The sequence below is a fragment of the Draconibacterium orientale genome, assembly GCF_900111425.1.
Lineage (GTDB): Bacteria > Bacteroidota > Bacteroidia > Bacteroidales > Prolixibacteraceae > Draconibacterium > Draconibacterium orientale.
On the sequence record NZ_FOHT01000002.1, the window covers coordinates 154,721 to 173,395 of the forward strand.

The window sequence follows — 18,675 nt, forward strand, 5'->3', positions numbered from 1 at the left end:
TTAATTAAGAGCCCCAAAGGGGCGAAAAGCGATAACCCGGTGCGACTGACGGCAGTCAGGAAGCGCCGGGAAAGTGAGTGAAGTCGAACTCGTCCGGCGAAGACAGTTGGATAGAGATGGTTCGCCGCCCCGGACGAAAAAACCGAAAGGAACTTTAAACTGATTGCACAAAAAAGCTCAGAGTGGGGCAAATTTCTAATTTACGACTTTCTTTGTCTATCAATCCCCCTTGAACATAACACCCCACCTAACTGTTTCAGAACAAACTTAAAACAGAGAAAAAATGAAAGCAAACGTAGGATCAATTGACAGACTATTACGAATAATTGCAGGATTGATAATTGCGATTATCGGCGTTATTTTCGACAGTTGGTGGGGTTTGATTGGCATCATTCCATTGGCCACGGGACTTTTTAGGTTTTGCCCGCTTTATTTCCCGCTAAAAATCTCTACCACCGAAAAGGACGAATAAACTACAAAGCGCCGTTTTTTGCACCTTCGATTCAGTTAAATTTACCCTCTGTTCCAATTCGCAGCATTCATTTCAAAATGATCCTGAACGCCAGATTACTGTACCTGCTTTTCTTCCTTTCTCCACGGCAAACAGAATCTCCAAAACAAGAAAATTGAATATATTTAAGGGCAATCTCTAGGTTATTCTTTGTGTTTTTATCAATTTTGACAAGTAATAAACGATTATACTATGAATGCGATTAACCGCTGGCCGCTTCCGGCCATTTTTGCGCTGCTCTTTTCTGTAGCGTGTACAACCAATGAATCAGGCCCCGACCTTATGATACAAAAAGAACTGAACACCAACTGGACCTTTAGCCAGGCAGGTGAAAATGAATGGTTGCCTGCAACGGTTCCGGGAACAGTGCACACCGATTTACTGGCCAACGAAAAAATTGAAGATCCGTTTTATCGTTTGAATGAACTGGATCAGCAATGGATCGACAAAGTTGACTGGGAATACAAAAGCACTTTCACAGTTGACAAATCATTTCTGAGTCGCGACAAAGTTGTTCTCGATTTTGAAGGACTCGACACCTATGCCGATGTTTCGCTGAACGGAGAAAAAGTACTTTCGGCCGATAACATGTTTCGCGAGTGGCAGGTTGATGTAAAAGACCTTTTAAAAGAAGGTGATAACGAAATACACATTGTTTTCCGTTCGCCAATTGTTGAAGGCTTAAAAAAATACGACGCCAACGGTTTTGTTTATCCGGGTGGTGAAAACGACCAGGCCGAACGCGGCGAAGTGGAAGGCAACAAACGCGTAAGCATTTATACCCGTAAAGCAGGTTATCACTATGGATGGGACTGGGGACCACGACTGGTAACCAGCGGTATCTGGAAACCTGTTTACCTAAAAGCCTGGGACAATGCCACTATCGAAAACCTGCAAATCGTTCAGCACGAAGTTTCCGACGAAAAAGCAACATTTACAGCTGTTTTCGAAGTAGATGCAGTCAAGAAAACAAAAGCAACAATAACCATGAATAACGACGGACAGCCACTCGCTTCAAGCGAAGTGAATCTGACTCCGGGCGTAAACAAATATTCGGTTGAATTCGAAATTGCCAATCCTCAACTTTGGTGGACCAACGGTTTGGGAGAGGCTCATTTATATAACCTCTCAGGCGTTTTGAATGTGAAAGGCCGCACGGTTACAGAAAATACCCGAATTGGAATTCGCACGCTGGAACTGGTTCGCGAAAAAGACGACGATGGCACTTCGTTTTATTTCAAGCTGAACGGACATCCGGTATTTATGAAAGGTGCCAACTACATTCCGAACGACATGTTCCTGCCACGCGTTACCGACGAAAATTACCGAAAAGTGGTTACCAATGCCAAAGATGCCAACAACAATATGTTGCGTATCTGGGGTGGAGGCATCTACGAAAACGATATTTTCTACGATCTCTGCGACGAAAACGGGATTCTGGTATGGCAGGATTTTATGTTTGCCTGTGCTATGTTTCCCAATAATCCGGAGTTTTTGGAAAGCATCAAATACGAAGCAATCGACAATGTAAAACGTTTGCGCAATCACCCAAGTATTGCACTGTGGTGCGGAAACAACGAAATCCTTACCGCCTGGAACACCTGGGGATGGAAAGCTCTGGCTGAAAAAGAAGGCGAAGATGTACCTGAGAAAGTTTGGCAGGCTTATGTTGATATTTTCCATAAAACACTGCCCGATGTGGTAAACGAATACGATCCTTCGCGCAGTTACTGGGGCTCAAGTCCATCGTCGGGGCTTGGCGAACAGGCCGACCTTGTAAATGGCGACGAACACTACTGGGGTGTTTGGTGGGGCAAAGAGCCGTTCAGCACTTACGCAACACACCTGGCGCGTTTTATGAGCGAATACGGTTTCCAGAGTTTCCCTGAAATGGCAACAGTACGTAAATACACCAAGCCGGAAGATTACGATATTTACTCGGAAGTGATGGAGTCGCACCAGCGCTCATCGATCGGCAACGGAACCATCGAATATTACATGCTTCAGGAGTATAAAAAACCAAAGGATTTTGAATCGTTCCTGTATGTAAACCACGTGTTGCAAGCCGATGGAATTAAATTCGGACTGGAAGGACACCGTCGTGCAATGCCCTATTGCATGGGAAGTTTGTACTGGCAAATTAACGATGTTTGGCCGGTGGCTTCGTGGAGCTCAACCGATTACTACCAAAAATGGAAGGCGCTGCAGTACTACGTGAAAAAAGGATTTAGCCAGGTTTTGGTGAGCCCCTACGAAGAAGGAATTAAGTTTAAAGTGGGTATTGTTAACGACAACCTTGAGCCAATACAAGCCGAGCTTCGCATGCAAATGGTTGATTTCGATGGCAAAGTGATTTGGGAAGAAGCGCACCTGGTTGATATTCCTGCCAACTCGAGCGACGACTATTTCGATGTAAACAAAAACGAGTGGCGTTACAAATACAGAAGAAATCTGAAAAACATTGTATTCACCACCGAGCTGGTTGCAAATGGCGAAGTACTTTCGAAAAACAATTATTACTTCCTGCCATTTAAAAACCTTAGCGTTAAAGCTCCGCAGGTTGAATATGCCATTACAAAAGCCGATAACGGTGTTGATATTGCTTTAAAAACCGACAAGCTGGCAAAAAATCTTTACCTGCAAATTGGCGACGAAGAAGGTTTCTTCTCCGACAATTACTTTGATTTGCTGCCAAACGAAAAAGTATCGATCAATTTAAAAACCGATATTTCGGAAGAAAAGCTGAACGAAGTGTTGAGCATTCGCACTTTGGATGATGCTTTTTAATCAATTGAATGTCCGTAATTAGTCACAACCAGACCGTCACCCTGGACTTATTTCAGGGTCTTTTTTGCAAATAGCTGATTATTAGTGGCGAAAGATGCTGAAACAAGTTCAGCATGACGTGCTAAATATTAATTATGACATAGAACGGATATTCAATTAATCAATAATATTTTGACTTAATACGCGCTAAGCGCTTATGACATTTTAGGATGTTCAAAGAGTAAGCTCACTGCGTCATTCTTAACTTGTTTCAGAATCTAGATTAAACAGACCCTGAAACAAGTTCAGGGTGACGGCCCCAAAAGAGCTTCTTTCGGGACATCCTTTTCTTTTGTTCACACCCCATTGTTTAAAACAAATCCTCTCGCCAATTTTTATTCAAATCTAATTTCACCAATTTTAAGCTCAATATGAACTTATTTATTGTACTCTTTTTTAGCATTCTGTCCATTTTTATTGGCAAACCGGCCGAAAATACCGGGGTTTATCTCGAAAAGGGAGGCCAGTTAATCGCCTTTCAGGTTACCGGCGAAAAAGGGAAAGTGAGCTTTAAACACCTCGATGAAGGCAGCTACAAATTGCTTTTGGTTTTTCCGCAGCAAGAGGGGAAATACATTAAAGAAAAGCCCCGGCACGAAACCATGACCAAAGCCACGTACAACCCAAAAAACAAAACGTATTACTACCAGGGAACTGAAGGTTTTTTTGCCATAAAATTCAGGAATATTTCGCGGATTCGAAGCGAGAATTTCTCGGCAATATTCCGCGAAGAGCTAGATGAAGAGGATAAATTTAATGCGATTGCTGAATTTGGCATTCACAATTCCGGAGGTTCAATTGGGCTATCTGTAGAAGCAATCACAGCAGCTAAATTCAAAAAAGCTGCGGATAAAATTGGCCAGGATATTTCAACACAGTCTATTCGGGGGATAAAATAATTTAAAACATTCAGCGGGTGAGTTTAAACTGTATGTCATTTCGAACGAAGTGAGAAATCTGTTACTTCACAGCTCTGACCTAACAGATTTCTCAGTCGTTCCTCCTTCGAAATGACAGTTTTATATTCCTTTAATTCGCAGCCCTTACGGACTGCGCTATTACGTTCCGGACTTTCAGCCCTAAGAAGTAAAAGGAGTAAGGCCCCGATACTTTATAGCATAGTCCGCCAGGGCTATGAAATTAAATATCAGTATTAAATAATACCCAGTTCTTTTCCAACCTTAGTAAAGGCAGCTACAGCTCTGTCGATTTCCTCAAACGAGTGAGCAGCCGAAAGCTGAACCCGTATCCTGGCCTTTCCGCGAGGTACAACCGGGAAACAGAATCCGATAACATAAACGCCTTCTTTTAACAGTTCGTCGGCAAATTTTATGGCTAACGGCTCATCATACACCATTACCGGAACAATAGCCGTATCGCCTTTTACAAGATCAAAACCGGCAGCTTCCATTTTCGTTCTGAAACGATCGGCATTTGCCATTGTTTTGGCTGGCAGATCCGCTCCCCCCGAAAGCATTTCAATCACTTTCATGGTTGCTCCAACAGTTGCAGGTGCCAAAGTATTCGAAAACAAATACGGGCGCGAACGCTGACGCAACATATCAATAATTTCGCGGCGACCAGATGTACATCCGCCGTTTCCGCCACCCATGGCTTTTCCGAAAGTGGTGGTTATAATATCGATTTCGCCAAGCAGTCCATAATGTTCTGCAGTACCACGGCCTGTTTTTCCGATGTAACCGGTAGCGTGAGAATCGTCGACCATTACCAGCGCATCGTATTTTTTTGCCAGCTTAACAATGTCGGGCAAGTTGGCAATATCTCCATCCATCGAGAAAACACCATCGGTAACAATCAAACGGTATTTCGCTCCCGATGCATCTTTTAAACACTGCTCCAATTCGGCCATGTCAGAGTGTTTGTAACGAAAACGCTGTGCCTTACACAAACGCACCCCATCAATAATCGAAGCATGGTTTAACTCATCAGAAATAATAGCCGATTCGGCACCTAACAGTGGTTCGAAAACACCTCCGTTGGCATCAAAACAGGCACAGTAAAGAATCGTGTCTTCAGTTCCCAGGAATTCAGAAACCTTTTCTTCCAACTGCTTATGAATTGATTGTGTTCCGCAGATAAAACGCACTGATGAAAGTCCGAATCCCCAGTCGTTCATAATGTCCTGAGCAGCTTTTACCACCTCGGGATTATTGGCCAGTCCCAGGTAATTGTTGGCACAAAAATTCAGCACCGTTTCTCCCGTTGACACTGCAATTTCGGAACTTTGCGAAGTGGTAATAATACGTTCGCTTTTATATAATCCCTGCTCTTTTAACTCTTCAAGCGTGTTTCTAAGGTCATTCTTAATTTTTCCGTACATGATTTTCGATTGTTTGTTAAACCATAGTGCAAAGTAATGGAAAGCAATAATACTAAACATTGATAAAAGGCAGATTCTTTTGGTCAGTTGGCAGTAGAAAAAAGCCTTAGGTTAAGCATTTCCTATCGCCAGTTTGCTTACTGCCGATTATTATCCTGCTCCACGTGGCACATATTTCTCCGGATTCTCGATTCTCCACCATGTGATTCAATAAGCGACCAATATTATCGACTTCAATTTGCCTATTGAATTTTGCTTATTGCCTACTAATAACACAAGATTCTTATCTTTGCGCCAAAATAAAGAAAGAACAATGAGCGACAAAAAAGTACGGGTACGATTTGCCCCAAGTCCGACCGGACCATTGCACATGGGCGGTGTTCGAACAGCCTTATTCAACTACCTGTTTGCAAAGAAACATGGTGGCGAATTTATACTCCGAATTGAAGATACCGACCAAACCCGTTTTGTTCCGGGTGCCGAAGATTATATTATTGAAAGCCTGAACTGGTGCGGATTAATACCGGTTGAAGGCCCGGGCATTGGAGGCGATTTTGGCCCCTACCGCCAGAGTGAGCGGAAAGAGTTGTATAAGAAATATGCCGATCAGCTGGTAGAAAGCGGCTGGGCGTATTATGCTTTCGACACTTCAGAGGAGATTGATGCTTTGCGTAAAGAAGCCGAAGCCAATAAAGAAACTTTCTCGTACGGAATTGGCACACGCGACAAGCTGAATAACTCGCTCAACTTATCGGAAGAAGAAGTTCAGCAAAAAATAGCAGCAGGCGAGGCTTATGTAATTCGCTTTAAAATGCCCGCGGATACCGACGTTTCGGAAACCGACCTGATTCGTGGCAACGTAACTTTTAACACCACAAAAAGTCTCGACGACAAAGTGCTTTTTAAATCGGACGGAATGCCAACTTACCACCTTGCCAATGTGGTTGACGACCATTTGATGGAGATTTCGCACGTTATCCGTGGCGAAGAGTGGCTGCCATCGATGCCGCTGCACGTTTTATTGTATAAAGCGTTGGGCTGGGAAGAAACCCAACCACGTTTTGCGCATCTTCCGCTAATTTTAAAACCGGTTGGAAAAGGAAAACTCAGCAAACGCGATGGCGACAAACTGGGATTCCCTGTTTTCCCTTTACTGTGGACTGATCCGAAAACCGGCGATGTTTCGCGCGGATACCGCGAAGACGGTTATTTCCCTGAGGCATTTATCAACTTGTTGGCCTTACTGGGCTGGAACCCGGGAACAGAGCAGGAATTTTTCTCGCTGGAAGAACTGGGAGAAATCTTTAGTTTGGAACGCGTAGTGAAATCGGGATCGCGTTTTGATCCGGAAAAAGCCAAGTGGTTTAACAAACATTATTTCCAGGGAAAATCCGTAGAGGAACTTGCCGGGTTATTCAAACCGGTATTGGCAGAGAAAGGCGTGGAAGCTTCGGATGAAAAAATAAATGCCGTAGTTGCTGAAATTAAAGAACGTTGCGAATTTGTTGCCGAATTGTGGGACCAAAGCAGTTACTTTTTTGTGGCTCCGACCGAGTACGACGAAAAAACAGTGAAAAAGCGCTGGAAAGAAAATACATCAGCCCAGTTAACTGAAATAGTAAACGTTTTTGAAACCGTTGAAAACTGGAAAGCCGATGCCATAAAAGAAGTTTTCTCGGCATTTATGAGCGAAAGAGAATGGGGATTTGGTGCCATTATGAATCCACTGCGACTGGCGCTTGTTGGTGGAAATATGGGCCCCGATTTGTTTGTAATTTGCGAGCTGCTGGGTAAAGACGAAAGCATTGCACGTATAAAAACGGCAATCGAAACTATATAACCGACAGCACATTAACACAAAAAACATTCATGATTCTCAGGAATCACCACAGCAATGAAACTACTGCAAATTTACAGTTAACTCCCCCTCATTCCGTCTCTATATGAAAAGAGGCCCAATCCGGGTGAGTCAATAAATTTTGATGCAGCTATTGCTATTAGTTTATATAGTACCTTTATAAAAATAGCCGGAATCGGAAATACGATTCCGGCTATTTTAGGCAAAAAGTCAGGCAATCATCACGTGAACAGATGTTAATAGCCCACTTTTTATTTTTTAATAGCGTAAACATTTGTTTAAGCCCCTAATTACCCCTAAAACATGCCATAACCATTTGTTTAAGGTATAAAAAAATGTTTTTTCACGGCATGAACATTTGTTTAAGGCATCAAAAAGTATTTCGGAGAGGCTTAAACATTTATTTAAGGCAGTAAAAAGTATTTTGGAAAGGCTTAACCATTTGTTTAAGTGTACAAAAAGTATTTTTTAGGGGCTTAAACATTTGTTAATGCCTAAAAGTGGCATTTTTCGGGCGTTTAAAATATGATTACGGGTGTGAGTAATTCCTGGCAATAAGCAGCCCGACAACCACAGAACCATTTCATTAAACATCTTACCATAAAAAAACCGGCTTAAATTAAGCCGGTTTTTTTATAATCAGACTTCACTACATTACACCGATGTAACAATAAATTGTCGCACACTTTCACTCTGTTCAGTTTGCTCCTTTATTGTAAAATCGGCATAAACCATTGTAACTTTAAAATTCCTAACGGCACTTTAAAGAACAATTGGTATTACTTTTTCTTTTTCTTCATAAAAAAGAAAACAGCTGCTGCGATAACTACAACAGCAACAATAATAATGATTACAGTTGAGTTGGAACCTGAAGCTTGTTCAGCACCGGCCAACGGCACTTCTTCCAAATACGAACTGTCCTGAGCGCCCAAATTATCAATGTATGTTCCCTGGTCTTGCGCCATCAGCAACATGGTTGGTAAACTCATAATAAACAATCCGATCATTGCAATTACTCTCTTCATTTCTTTAAATTTTTAATTCGTATTATTTATTTAATTTCTCTTTTACTTTCTTAAGCAGTGCTGCCGCATTTTTGTAGCGCGGATTCACTTCAATCAACTCGTTTAAAACTGCAAAACTTTCGTCAAACTTACCCTGATCAAAAAACTTTTGCGCTTCAATCAAATACAACGGCTCGTAATAAGGATGTATTGCCCTTCCATCCGCTAACAGTTCGTCAAGCTCGGCATATTTGCGTTGTGCCAGTTTCAAATTCGCCAAATTTACAAACATCCAAACATTATTGGGATCTGTTTCCAGTTCCTTTTTTAATAATACTTCGGCTTCGTCCCAGTGTCGGTGCTTCAACAAGTCGATCCCTTTATAATCCTCCTTCGACTGTCTTTCCAACAGTACCACCAGCGGATTACCTTTATGATAAAAGGTTTTTACAATTCGGGAAGATTGCCATGTATCGTTTTTCAGCAAATACGGATAAATATAATTTACGCCAAACAAAGCATAATCCCAATCTACCGAGCTCCGTTCAAGGTAGCGCGTATATTGAAAATCGATGTTGGATTTCTTCTCGAAATAATTTGGCAACTGGCAATTCATCGCTACTATGGCTTCCTTATCGCCAATTTCGGCAATTAAATAATCCGTCGCCTCTTTCATTCCATGGAAATAATAATCGTACTCGTAATTACTCCACGCCGCTTTGTTTCCTCCCGAAATGGCATTAAAATAAATGTAATCTGCCGGAAAAGTTTTCGCCTGATGTTGAAAGGGCAATATCATCAACAAAAAAAACAGCGCCACTGCCGGAATTTTCACCTTCTTGCTAATACCTAATTTTGCGAATTGAAATAAACCGGTCACTGCCAAAACAACCATTACCGGGAGCACAAACAACATTTGCCGCATCCCGCTGTATAGGTTTGCTCCGATAACAATTACATACACCACCGGGAAAAGTAGTGTAAAAAACACGAACAACTCAATGCTGAGTTGTTCGCTTAATGGTTTAGAAAATTTATAGGTTAAAAAGGCTCCAAAGTATAGGATCCCGAGTAAAACAAACTCGGGTGTTGCTATTAAAATCCATTTTATAAGGTAATGCCATGGCAGCGATGAGCTCCAGATGACCTCGCCTTCGAACAACTGTTTAATGCTGATTTTGTAGTGCTCCATTACCGATAAACTTTCGAGCGGATGACGCACCACGTCATGCAAGGCAAAGGGCCAGAATAATAGTCCGAGGAAATAACCTGCGAGTACTATTACCAGCCACTGGCCCAGTAACCTTACAAAACAAGATTTAGTTGAAACGATATATTTAAGTAAAAAAGGCTTCGAAAGAATGAGTACCACAATTCCCAATGCAAGATAGGCAAACAGTATTAATCCGCCAATGCGCACCGAACAGGTAAAAGCGATGGCCAGTCCAAGGCCAATCACTGTTTTCCGGTTCACTTTCGGAAATTGTTTTAAGTATTTTATTATGAAACAAATGCCGGCCACATAACCGGCTGCAAACGGAATATCTTTTAAGTTGCCAAATGCCTGACCAAACAAACGTGGTGTGAGCATCAGCGATAAAACCACAGTTGCGGCTACCCAATACGAGTTACTTATTTCTTTTCCGAGCAAACCGGCAAAAAGCAACAGGAAAAAGAAAAATGCAGCCCCTGTAAAATGCCTTGTCTGGAATTCATTCTCAATGGAGAACACGCGATTAACTAAAGCTGTGAGATTGTCAACCGACTGACCGTAATATTTCAGGTTGTGAACCGGAGTATCCAGGCACGAAACATCTTCGCCACCGGTAAAGTACCAGTTTACCACTCGTTTGGCGTGCGGGTAATGCAACATTTCATCGACATTAACAGCAGCCTTAGGCGCTAACAACAGCAAGATTACAGCAGCCACAAATAAGCTGATGCGAAACACATTGCGTGCAGTTAATATGTCGGTTAATTTATTCATAAACCTCCTTTACCAGGTAAACCGGGCGCTTTTGCACCTCTTTGTAAATGCGGTAAATGTATTCGCCAATAAGTCCCAAAAAAGTAAGTTGCACCGATCCAAAAAAACTGATTACCAACAAGGTTGACGACCAACCAGTTGGTGCCAAACCTGTAAATTTTGAAATCAGCGTATAAACAATGGCCAACAGAAAAACTACCACGCCCAGCAATCCCAAATACAAACACAGTTTAATGGGCCATTTCGAGAACGAATAAATAGCATCAGCGGCCAGCGCAAACAATTTTTTGCTGGTCATTTTGGCCTGGCCTTCGGCTCTATCCGGACGATTGTAAACAATAGTGTCGTGCTGAAAACCGATAAAATTCCGGATACCCGGGAAATAACGGTTTTGCTCGGTAAACTTTAATATGGCTGAAACTGCTCTGCGGCTCATTATACAAAAGTTACCGGCCTGCTCCAGCTGTTGTTCTTCCGAAATATTCCGGAAAATTTTATGAAATACGTTGATGTAAAAACGTTTACTAAACTTTTCGCCGCGCTCCGAACGAACGGCCGAAACCACATCGCCTTTGGTGGTACTTATTTTTTTGAAAAGCTCTTTTATCAGCTCTGGCGGATCTTGCATATCGCCATCCATTACTACCACATACTCGCCTTTGGTATATTCCAAACCGGCAGCAATAGCAGCCTGCAATCCAAAATTCCGCGACAGCGATACCACTTTCAACTCGGGCTTCTCCGCTTTCATTTCAAGAAGCTGCTGAAGTGTATCGTCGGCACTTCCGTCGTCAACACAAACCACTTCAAAAGCTTCACCCAAAGTCATCAGGTTATGGTGCAATTCGTTTATCAGCAGCGATAAAACGGCGCTTTCGTTAAATAATGGTATAACAACGGATAGTTTCATATGCTACTTTTATGCTTTATGTTGTGTCCCTTGCAACGGTACCGGAAATTCCATGTCAACCGGTCCCATTTCGTACTTCTTAGGTCCCAGCTTTTCGTTCGAAGACATCATATCTTCCCAGGTTACTTTTTGCCCGGTGTAAGCCGCTGTTCGTCCCATAACCGCTGTTAATGTTGATTCGGCAGTGCGGTATGCCTCAACCACCGGCTTGTTTGTACGTATAGAAGTTACCAGGTGAATGTGTTCCTGCACGTATGGCGAAACCGCTACAACGCCGGTAGAACGGCCATCCTTATTTTTCGGATATTCGTAGGTCCATTTCACCGAACCATCGTGGTTGAAGACCGTATTTTTACAATTCGTGTAACCTTCAGTTCCCATGATCACTTCGCCAAGCTGGTTGGCACAACCATCAATCTGACGCGAAAAACTATGTGACGAAATACCATTTCCAAAATCAAAATCGATGCTAAAGAAATCGTACTGGTCGCCGGTTAACCTTCGGTGACGTCCGCCAAAACCAATTGCAGATTCCGGTGTTTTTCCCATAAACCAGTTTACAATATCGATGTTATGAACGTGTGTATCCAGAATATGATCGCCGCCCAACCAACAGAAACTGTTCCAGTTACGCAGCATGTATTCCATATCGCTCCAGCCTTCTTCGCGGGTGCGGAACCAGACATGCGACTGCAGCCAGTAGGCTTTTGCCGACACCAAATCACCAATCGCTCCCGATGCCACCTGGCGGTAAGTTTCGAGGTAATCGCGGCTGTAGCGACGCTGAGTTCCGGTAATAACCGATAAGCCCATGCTTTCCGCTTTTTTTGAAGTGGCCATTATCTGGCGCGCTCCAACGGGATCAACACAAACAGGTTTTTCCAGAAATACATGTTTTTTTGCCTGCACCGCAGCATCAAAATGCATAGGGCGAAAATGCGGAGGTGTAGCCAAAATTACTACATCCAAATCCACATCCAACAAACTTTTATAAGCATCGAATCCCCAGAAACAGTTGGTTTCCGGCACTTCAACACGTTGTTTTAATAATTTATCGCGGCAATCCCAAACCTTATCTTCAAAAACATCAGCAAGAGCAACCAGATGTAAATCATGCCCCGCAGCCAAAAAGTTCAGCGCAGCACCGGTACCCCGGTTTCCGCAGCCTACCAATCCCACTTTCAGTTTCTTTCCATCGGGAGCCTGATCAAGCAACGGGGGAAACTCGTAATCAACTTCTTTTGTTGCGTTTTTACAAGAACTCAGTGCATTTAAGCCAATAACTCCGGCAACACCTATTAGTGCCGATTTCTCCAGAAAATTCCTGCGTGATAGTTGATCTTTACTCATGGTATTTTTTTTAATTTTTTTCTGTTGTTAACATTTCTTCATTGTATTCGCAAACCACCCTGAATCCAACACTTTTGGTATCAGAATACCACCAGATACTTTTTGGGATTTGCGGATCGGTTACTAACCAGGCATCGGTTTTAGTGAAATCGCGGGCTGCCACACGCAAGTCTTTTGGCGAGTTGCGGAACGAACCTCCCCGAACTACATGTTCCATTCCGCTGCGTGGCCCTCTCGGGTTTTTCACTACGCCTTTCGGATATTTTCCATACACCTGCGGATCGTAATAATCGAGGCAGAACTCAGCCACATTACCCAGCATATTTTTTAAACCATACGGATTGGCCTCAACCACATCGGGCTGCTGTGTTTTATTCGGACTGTTTAATTGCGATATCACATACTGATTGATCACTTCTTTATTGCTACCGAATAATTTTTTAATAAATCCATCGGCTTCAAAATCGTTAGGCGACCCCTCGAAGAAATAGGGCATTTGTGTTCCTCCGCGCGCTGCATATTCCCACTCGGCCTCGGTTGGCAGGCGGTATTTTCTTCCGGTTTCCTGGCTTAACCAACGGCAATACGTTTGTGCTGCATGATGGCTCATGGTAATGGCCGGACGTGTTCCTTTTCCCCATCCCTGATCGGGTGCTCCCCATGGTGGTGTTGCTCCCGAAACGCCATCGGTTTCTTCATCAACTTCTACAGCTTCTTTTCGTCCCTGCGAGCCGGTAGCTGTAAAAAAGGCCAGGTATTCATTCCACGAAACTTCAATTTCTGCCATCCAGAAATTACCCACTTCCACATCGCGCACCGGACCTTCATCCCGTTCGCGATAATGCTCATCAGCCGGGCTTCCCATTTTAAACTGACCACCCGGAATGGCAATCATTTTAAACGATACCGCCGTTCCGGGTATCTGTTCCTCAAAGGTTTCAAAAGCCGTTACTTTAGCAGGCTCGGTAAAAATTTCAGCCGGATCTACCGTCTCTTCCAGTCCCACCAGCAAGTTGGTTTCTCCGCGGTAGTGCCCAACATCATGGTGGCACTGCATACACGAATTATTCTCCGGATCGCGGATATATTTTATATGTTGCAAGGAACCCTGTTCATTCAGCGTTGACGGAAACATATTCGTATGGCATTTCAAACATCCATCTTCGTAAACAAAATGTTTCGATGCTTCAACCGATCGTTTAGCCGCCCAATCAATCTCTTCCGGATCCATTGTAAGGTAGGCATACAAATCATGGATACCATGATACGCTTTCCGGGTTAAAAAACGGGCTGTTTGATCTTCGGGCGGTAAGTGGCAATCAACACATTTAACAGAAACACCACTTGGTGTATTATGATGGACTGATAATTTCCAACTGGTTTCGGCGTGTGAATGAACATGACATGAATTACAAAAATCGTTCGTTGAAGTGTAGTCAACTGTTTTATTAAATAACAGCAAAAAGAGTATTACACTCAGTCCTCCCGCAATAAACAGCATGTAATGCTTGCGTTTAATTGTCTTATCAGTCATTCGTCGTCAATTTGAACCGCAATTATACACGCGCGTAATTAGCTGCTTCTTAATATTTGTCCTACATGTGTCTTAACGACCTCTTAATTTAATCTTAATTTTTTCGATAATATATTGATTAAAAAGCACTTTGATAAAATTAATTTTTTTGATAAAAAATATCAATATTCGTATATTTTAATATATTTGGGCTAAAAATAATATCAAATTAAGGATATTATCATGCCAATCAAAAGAACAGATAGGATGCCGAACAAGATTATATTGAAGCTATTCTTATTGCTTTTTGCCGGAGTTGCCTTTTGTTTACCGGGCAAAGCCAACGATTTTGCCGACAACTCCTTTTTGATTGGCCAATTAACACCCGCCGAATACCAAAACAACCGGCTTTTCGACTTTATAAAAAGTAACAACTGGACCGGAATTGAATTGACTGTTGAATCAAATAAAAAAGTAATCAGCTTACAAAACAGCGCAGTTCCGTTTTCTGCTATTCTTGAAAAAATAGAGTTGTTACTGGAAGCAGAAGAATCAAAAGTAATTCCGGTTTTTATTAATTTTTCGGGTAATGTTCATGTGCTCGATTCGGTAATTAACGCGAGCAGCCTTTCCGATCAGATATTCTATTTACCACAGGGCGAACGATGGCCATCGATAGAATATTTGGTACAAGCCAACCGCAGGGTGATTTTTTTTGTTGACGGAGACATAGAAAACGAAAGCCGGATTTTACACGAAACTTCGAACTATGCCCTTGAAATTGGCGCCAGTCAGATAACGCCTAATTCGGTCATTCTGAAACGGGAATCCAACATCAATAAAGAGCTTTTCAAAATCAATAATTTCGACCGTTTACCAACAGGTGTTTCCACATCACAGGTAAACCGGAACCTGTTTCCTGAGTACATTAATTTCCTGCTGGAAAGCTGGACCAAATATGGCAAAAAACCCAATTTCCTTTTTGTTGAAAGGAGCATTTACAACTTTGGTTTTATTATTGAACAGCTGAATTCTTTTGAGGCAGTAAAAGGACAGGTACGAACAGTAGGGAAAAACTTTGAACGTGTTTTCTGGAAAAATGCCGAAACGCTGATCACCGGCGGAAAGTTCAGTTTTCCCATTCGTGGTGGCGAAGAAATGATTTTAACGCCCTTTATTCCGGGTTTTAGTTTAACACCTTCGCAACTTACCATCACTGCCGAAATGGTAAAACCCGAACAGTATTCGATACTGGCAACTCCGCTCGATCTTAACCGGGGGTTAATGGCCAGTTTTCATTTCGAGAACGAATTGGCTGACGTGGTAAATCCCGAACGTACTTTCGACGGAAACGGCTTTACTTTTAGCCAGGATATTGACCGAGGAAATGTACTTCGCTTGCCGGAGAATGCCAATATTAACATTGGCCATCCCGAACAGTATGGCCTGCCAAACAGTAGTTTTACCATTAGTTGTTTTGTAAAATTTATTGATATTTTGGAATTTGGCGACAACGCTATTCTGGGAAACGACGAACAGGGTTACCGCAGAGGACTTCACCTGGTTTTACGCTCGGGTCATCCTTATTTCGGCCTTTGGGCCAACGATTTTATGTCGGACGAACTGCTGGAAACCAACAAATGGTACCATCTTACCTGGCGCTATATTTTAGAAACCGGCCAGCAGGCGATTTTTGTGAACGGACAATATGTTGGTGGTTCCGACGGCCATCCGCCCTACTCAGGCACCAACGATATTTTTATTGGCAGTGCCCTTTCCGGCGGAGCAAGTCTGAGAGGCTATATCGACAACCTGTACATCTGGAACCGCCCGCTGGGCAACGAAGAAATAAACCGGCTGGCACTTGATGAAGAAATCACTTATCAAGCCACAGAAAATCCAACCACCTTACTGTCAACCAAAACCTTTGTTGCCATTCTGGGATCCATCGCTTTTGTTTTTCTGGTGTTGATTTTTGTTCTGCTACGAAAAATGAATGCACGAAAACATTCGATACTTGTCAACAAACCAGAAACACCGTCAAAAAATCAGATTCAGCTTTTTGGCGAATTCAAGGCGATAAATAACAAAAACGAAGATGTTACAGAACTATTCACGCCAAAAGTGCGCGAGCTGTTTATTTTCACCCTCATCTATAGTATGAAGAATGGAATCGGTGCGCCTATTCCCGATGTGAACGAAACGCTGTGGTACGGAATTGAAGACAAAAAAGTAGCCAACAACCGTGCGGTTACACTGAATAAACTGCGCAAAATTCTGGCGCATTTTAGCAAAGTAGAAATCACCTCACAAAATGGTTATTTACACTTAAATCTGTCGGAAGAATTTTTCTGCGACTACGTGGAAGCCTTCAAACTTTGTAAAATTCCACAGGGAATGTCGCGGCAACAGCTACAGTTGTTTTTCCATATGGTAAAAAAAGGCCGGTTATTAAAAGGTATCGACTGGCCATGGCTCGACGAAATAAGAGGATTCACCGGCAACCAGGTAATTGACAACCTGTTAAAACTGGCTTCCGACTACAAAAAAGAGAACAAACCCAAAGAAGTTGAAAAAGTATCGCAGCGAATTTTAGATTACGACGACCTAAACGAAGAAGCGCTTTACCTGCAAATTTGGGCTTTACAAAAAGCAAATAACTCGCATTTAGCGAAGTTCAACTTTGAGACTTTCTGTACGAAATATGAAAAAACAATGGGTGAATCCTATGCCTTAAGCTTTAAAGAATTCACCCATCATTACGCCGATCAGCTATAACAAACCGGCTTATTTCTTATGCACCTTTTCGGCATGTTCCAGCTCCACCGAAAAGTGGCGCATTATTGGCGCTTCCTTTTTAATGCGGTATCCGTGATCAATTTCTTCCCTCCGATCGAAGATATTTTTTAGCGCCACCGCCACCACATCCATGTGATTATTGGTGTAGGTACGGCGCGGAATTGCCAACCGTAGCATTTCCAGTTTCGGATAACGGTTTTCGCGCGTTTTGGGATCACGGTCGGCCAGCAAAGTTCCTACCTCTACGCCACGAACTCCTGCTTCAAGGTAGAGTTCAATCGCCAGTGTTTGTGCGATGTACTCTTCTTTGGGCACATGTCCCAAAAACTTTTTGGCATCTACAAAAACGGCATGCCCGCCAATGGGTTTCTGCACCGGAATTCCCCATTCAATCAACTTATTGCCCAAATAAGCCACCTGCTGAATTCGATTTTCCAGGTAATATCCTGTTGTAACCTCGTCCAGGCCAACAGCAAGCGCATTCATGTCGCGGCCGGCCATTCCGCCGTAGGTATTAAATCCTTCGAACATGATATTAAAAACCGAAGCCTGTTTTAGCAGCTCCTCGTCTTTCATGGCAATAAATCCGCCAATGTTTACCATACCATCCTTTTTACTGCTCATGGTCATGGCATCGGCATACGAAAACATTTCAGCAACAATTTCTTTGATGGTACTATTCCGGTATTCATCTTCGCGTTGCTGAATAAACCAGGCATTTTCGGCAAACCGCGCCGAATCGAACACCACTTTAATTCCGTATTTTTGCGACAGAGCATGCACATCGCGCAGGTTTTGCATCGACACCGGCTGCCCGCCCGAAGTATTACAGGTAACTGTTACAATAACCATAGGGATTTGCCCCGCCGGATGTGTTGAATACACGGCTTCAAGTTTCTCCAAATCGATGTTTCCCTTAAACGGATGCAACGATTCGGTATCAAAAGCCTCGTCGATAGTGCAATCGACAGCACTTGCTTTACGGTATTCAATGTGGCCTTTTGTGGTATCAAAATGACTGTTTCCCGGCACCACATCATCTTCTTTTACCAACACCGAAAACAACACATTTTCGGCAGCGCGCCCCTGATGTGTTGGCAAAAAGTAATCGAAACCAAGGATATTTTTTATCGCATCTTTTAAATGATAATACGATGATGATCCGGCATAACTTTCGTCGCCGGTCATTATTGCGGCCCACTGATTCTGACTCATCGAGCCTGTTCCGCTATCGGTCAGCAGGTCGATAAAAACCTGTTCGCTTCGTAAATTAAAAAGGTTGTAGTTCGCTTTTTTTATCCACTCTTCGCGCTGTTCACGCGTACTTTTCCAGATGGGCTCCACCATCTTAATTTTATATGATTCTGCAAATGGTAATTCCATATAAATATGAATTATGAATGATGATCAACGAATGATGATTTGCAATGGAGCTAATAAAACTAACCATACAATTCAAAATCGTTGTTCGTCTTAGAAAATAAAATGATTTATGAAATGAAACTTACGATCGTAAACTTCAGAAGAAATCTGAAATCCTAAATCGTTAATCTGAAATCTACATTCTAAAAGCGTC

Annotated in this window: 12 protein-coding genes; 5 read left to right on the forward strand and 7 right to left on the reverse strand. The window is 42.7% G+C overall.

The genetic code is table 11. The features are described 5' to 3' along the window. The first annotated feature begins 283 nt into the window (after positions 1–283). From BMW53_RS02165 to BMW53_RS02175, 3 genes are all read left to right on the forward strand, one after another. Complete coding sequence (locus BMW53_RS02165; RefSeq protein ID WP_038557524.1) at positions 284–472, forward strand: YgaP family membrane protein; 189 nt, start codon at positions 284–286, stop codon at positions 470–472. Between the two features lie 231 nt (positions 473–703). Beyond that, a complete protein-coding gene (locus BMW53_RS02170; protein WP_051567728.1) occupies positions 704–3,298 on the forward strand; it encodes a beta-mannosidase in 2,595 nt (864 codons plus the stop codon). A gap of 410 nt (positions 3,299–3,708) precedes the next feature. Beyond that, positions 3,709–4,236, forward strand: a complete 528-nt coding sequence (locus BMW53_RS02175; RefSeq protein WP_038557523.1) for a hypothetical protein — start codon at positions 3,709–3,711, stop codon at positions 4,234–4,236. A gap of 254 nt (positions 4,237–4,490) precedes the next feature. Here the strand turns inward: BMW53_RS02175 and kbl are convergent, their stop codons facing one another. Beyond that, entirely contained in the window at positions 4,491–5,678 is a 1,188-nt protein-coding gene (kbl, locus tag BMW53_RS02180) for a glycine C-acetyltransferase (RefSeq protein WP_038564330.1), read from the reverse strand. Positions 5,679–5,991: 313 nt separating this feature from the next. On the opposite strand from kbl, the gene gltX reads away from it, so the two are divergent. Further along, complete coding sequence (gltX, locus tag BMW53_RS02185) at positions 5,992–7,518, forward strand: glutamate--tRNA ligase (protein WP_038557522.1); 1,527 nt, start codon at positions 5,992–5,994, stop codon at positions 7,516–7,518. A gap of 797 nt (positions 7,519–8,315) precedes the next feature. Here the strand turns inward: gltX and BMW53_RS02190 are convergent. Genes BMW53_RS02190 through BMW53_RS02210 form a run of 5 tightly spaced genes read right to left on the reverse strand, consistent with a single transcriptional unit; the run spans position 8,316 to position 14,321 of the window. Further along, positions 8,316–8,561, reverse strand: a complete 246-nt coding sequence (locus BMW53_RS02190; RefSeq protein WP_081804804.1) for an LPXTG cell wall anchor domain-containing protein — start codon at positions 8,559–8,561, stop codon at positions 8,316–8,318. A 22-nt stretch (positions 8,562–8,583) separates the two neighbouring features. Beyond that, positions 8,584–10,527, reverse strand: coding sequence for a tetratricopeptide repeat protein (locus BMW53_RS02195; protein WP_038557520.1), 1,944 nt, complete (start codon positions 10,525–10,527; stop codon positions 8,584–8,586). Then, the gene (locus BMW53_RS02200; RefSeq protein WP_038557519.1) at positions 10,520–11,437 is read right to left on the reverse strand and encodes a glycosyltransferase family 2 protein; all 918 of its coding nucleotides are present in this window, start codon (positions 11,435–11,437) and stop codon (positions 10,520–10,522) included. Before BMW53_RS02200 ends, BMW53_RS02195 begins: the two co-directional genes overlap by 8 nt. A gap of 9 nt (positions 11,438–11,446) precedes the next feature. Next, positions 11,447–12,787, reverse strand: a complete 1,341-nt coding sequence (locus BMW53_RS02205; RefSeq protein ID WP_038557518.1) for a Gfo/Idh/MocA family protein — start codon at positions 12,785–12,787, stop codon at positions 11,447–11,449. Between the two features lie 10 nt (positions 12,788–12,797). Continuing rightward, complete coding sequence (locus tag BMW53_RS02210; protein ID WP_038557517.1) at positions 12,798–14,321, reverse strand: SUMF1/EgtB/PvdO family nonheme iron enzyme; 1,524 nt, start codon at positions 14,319–14,321, stop codon at positions 12,798–12,800. 246 nt (positions 14,322–14,567) lie between these two features. Between BMW53_RS02210 and BMW53_RS02215 the strand changes: the two genes are divergently transcribed. Then, a complete protein-coding gene (locus tag BMW53_RS02215) occupies positions 14,568–17,078 on the forward strand; it encodes a LamG-like jellyroll fold domain-containing protein (protein ID WP_038557516.1) in 2,511 nt (836 codons plus the stop codon). A 9-nt stretch (positions 17,079–17,087) separates the two neighbouring features. Here BMW53_RS02215 and tnaA read toward each other — a convergent pair whose 3' ends face one another. Then, a complete protein-coding gene (tnaA, locus tag BMW53_RS02220) occupies positions 17,088–18,482 on the reverse strand; it encodes a tryptophanase TnaA (protein WP_038557515.1) in 1,395 nt (464 codons plus the stop codon). Positions 18,483–18,675: the final 193 nt, after the last annotated feature.

What these genes read in the sequence shown, in the direction of transcription:
- BMW53_RS02165 (WP_038557524.1), top strand. Translation starts at nt 284, where the DNA reads ATGAAAGCAAACGTAGGATCAATTGACAGACTATTACGAATAATTGCA.
- BMW53_RS02170 (WP_051567728.1), top strand. Translation starts at nt 704, where the DNA reads ATGAATGCGATTAACCGCTGGCCGCTTCCGGCCATTTTTGCGCTGCTC.
- BMW53_RS02175 (WP_038557523.1), top strand. Translation starts at nt 3,709, where the DNA reads ATGAACTTATTTATTGTACTCTTTTTTAGCATTCTGTCCATTTTTATT.
- kbl (WP_038564330.1), bottom strand. Translation starts at nt 5,678, where the DNA reads ATGTACGGAAAAATTAAGAATGACCTTAGAAACACGCTTGAAGAGTTA.
- gltX (WP_038557522.1), top strand. Translation starts at nt 5,992, where the DNA reads ATGAGCGACAAAAAAGTACGGGTACGATTTGCCCCAAGTCCGACCGGA.
- BMW53_RS02190 (WP_081804804.1), bottom strand. Translation starts at nt 8,561, where the DNA reads ATGAAGAGAGTAATTGCAATGATCGGATTGTTTATTATGAGTTTACCA.
- BMW53_RS02195 (WP_038557520.1), bottom strand. Translation starts at nt 10,527, where the DNA reads ATGAATAAATTAACCGACATATTAACTGCACGCAATGTGTTTCGCATC.
- BMW53_RS02200 (WP_038557519.1), bottom strand. Translation starts at nt 11,437, where the DNA reads ATGAAACTATCCGTTGTTATACCATTATTTAACGAAAGCGCCGTTTTA.
- BMW53_RS02205 (WP_038557518.1), bottom strand. Translation starts at nt 12,787, where the DNA reads ATGAGTAAAGATCAACTATCACGCAGGAATTTTCTGGAGAAATCGGCA.
- BMW53_RS02210 (WP_038557517.1), bottom strand. Translation starts at nt 14,321, where the DNA reads ATGACTGATAAGACAATTAAACGCAAGCATTACATGCTGTTTATTGCG.
- BMW53_RS02215 (WP_038557516.1), top strand. Translation starts at nt 14,568, where the DNA reads ATGCCGAACAAGATTATATTGAAGCTATTCTTATTGCTTTTTGCCGGA.
- tnaA (WP_038557515.1), bottom strand. Translation starts at nt 18,482, where the DNA reads ATGGAATTACCATTTGCAGAATCATATAAAATTAAGATGGTGGAGCCC.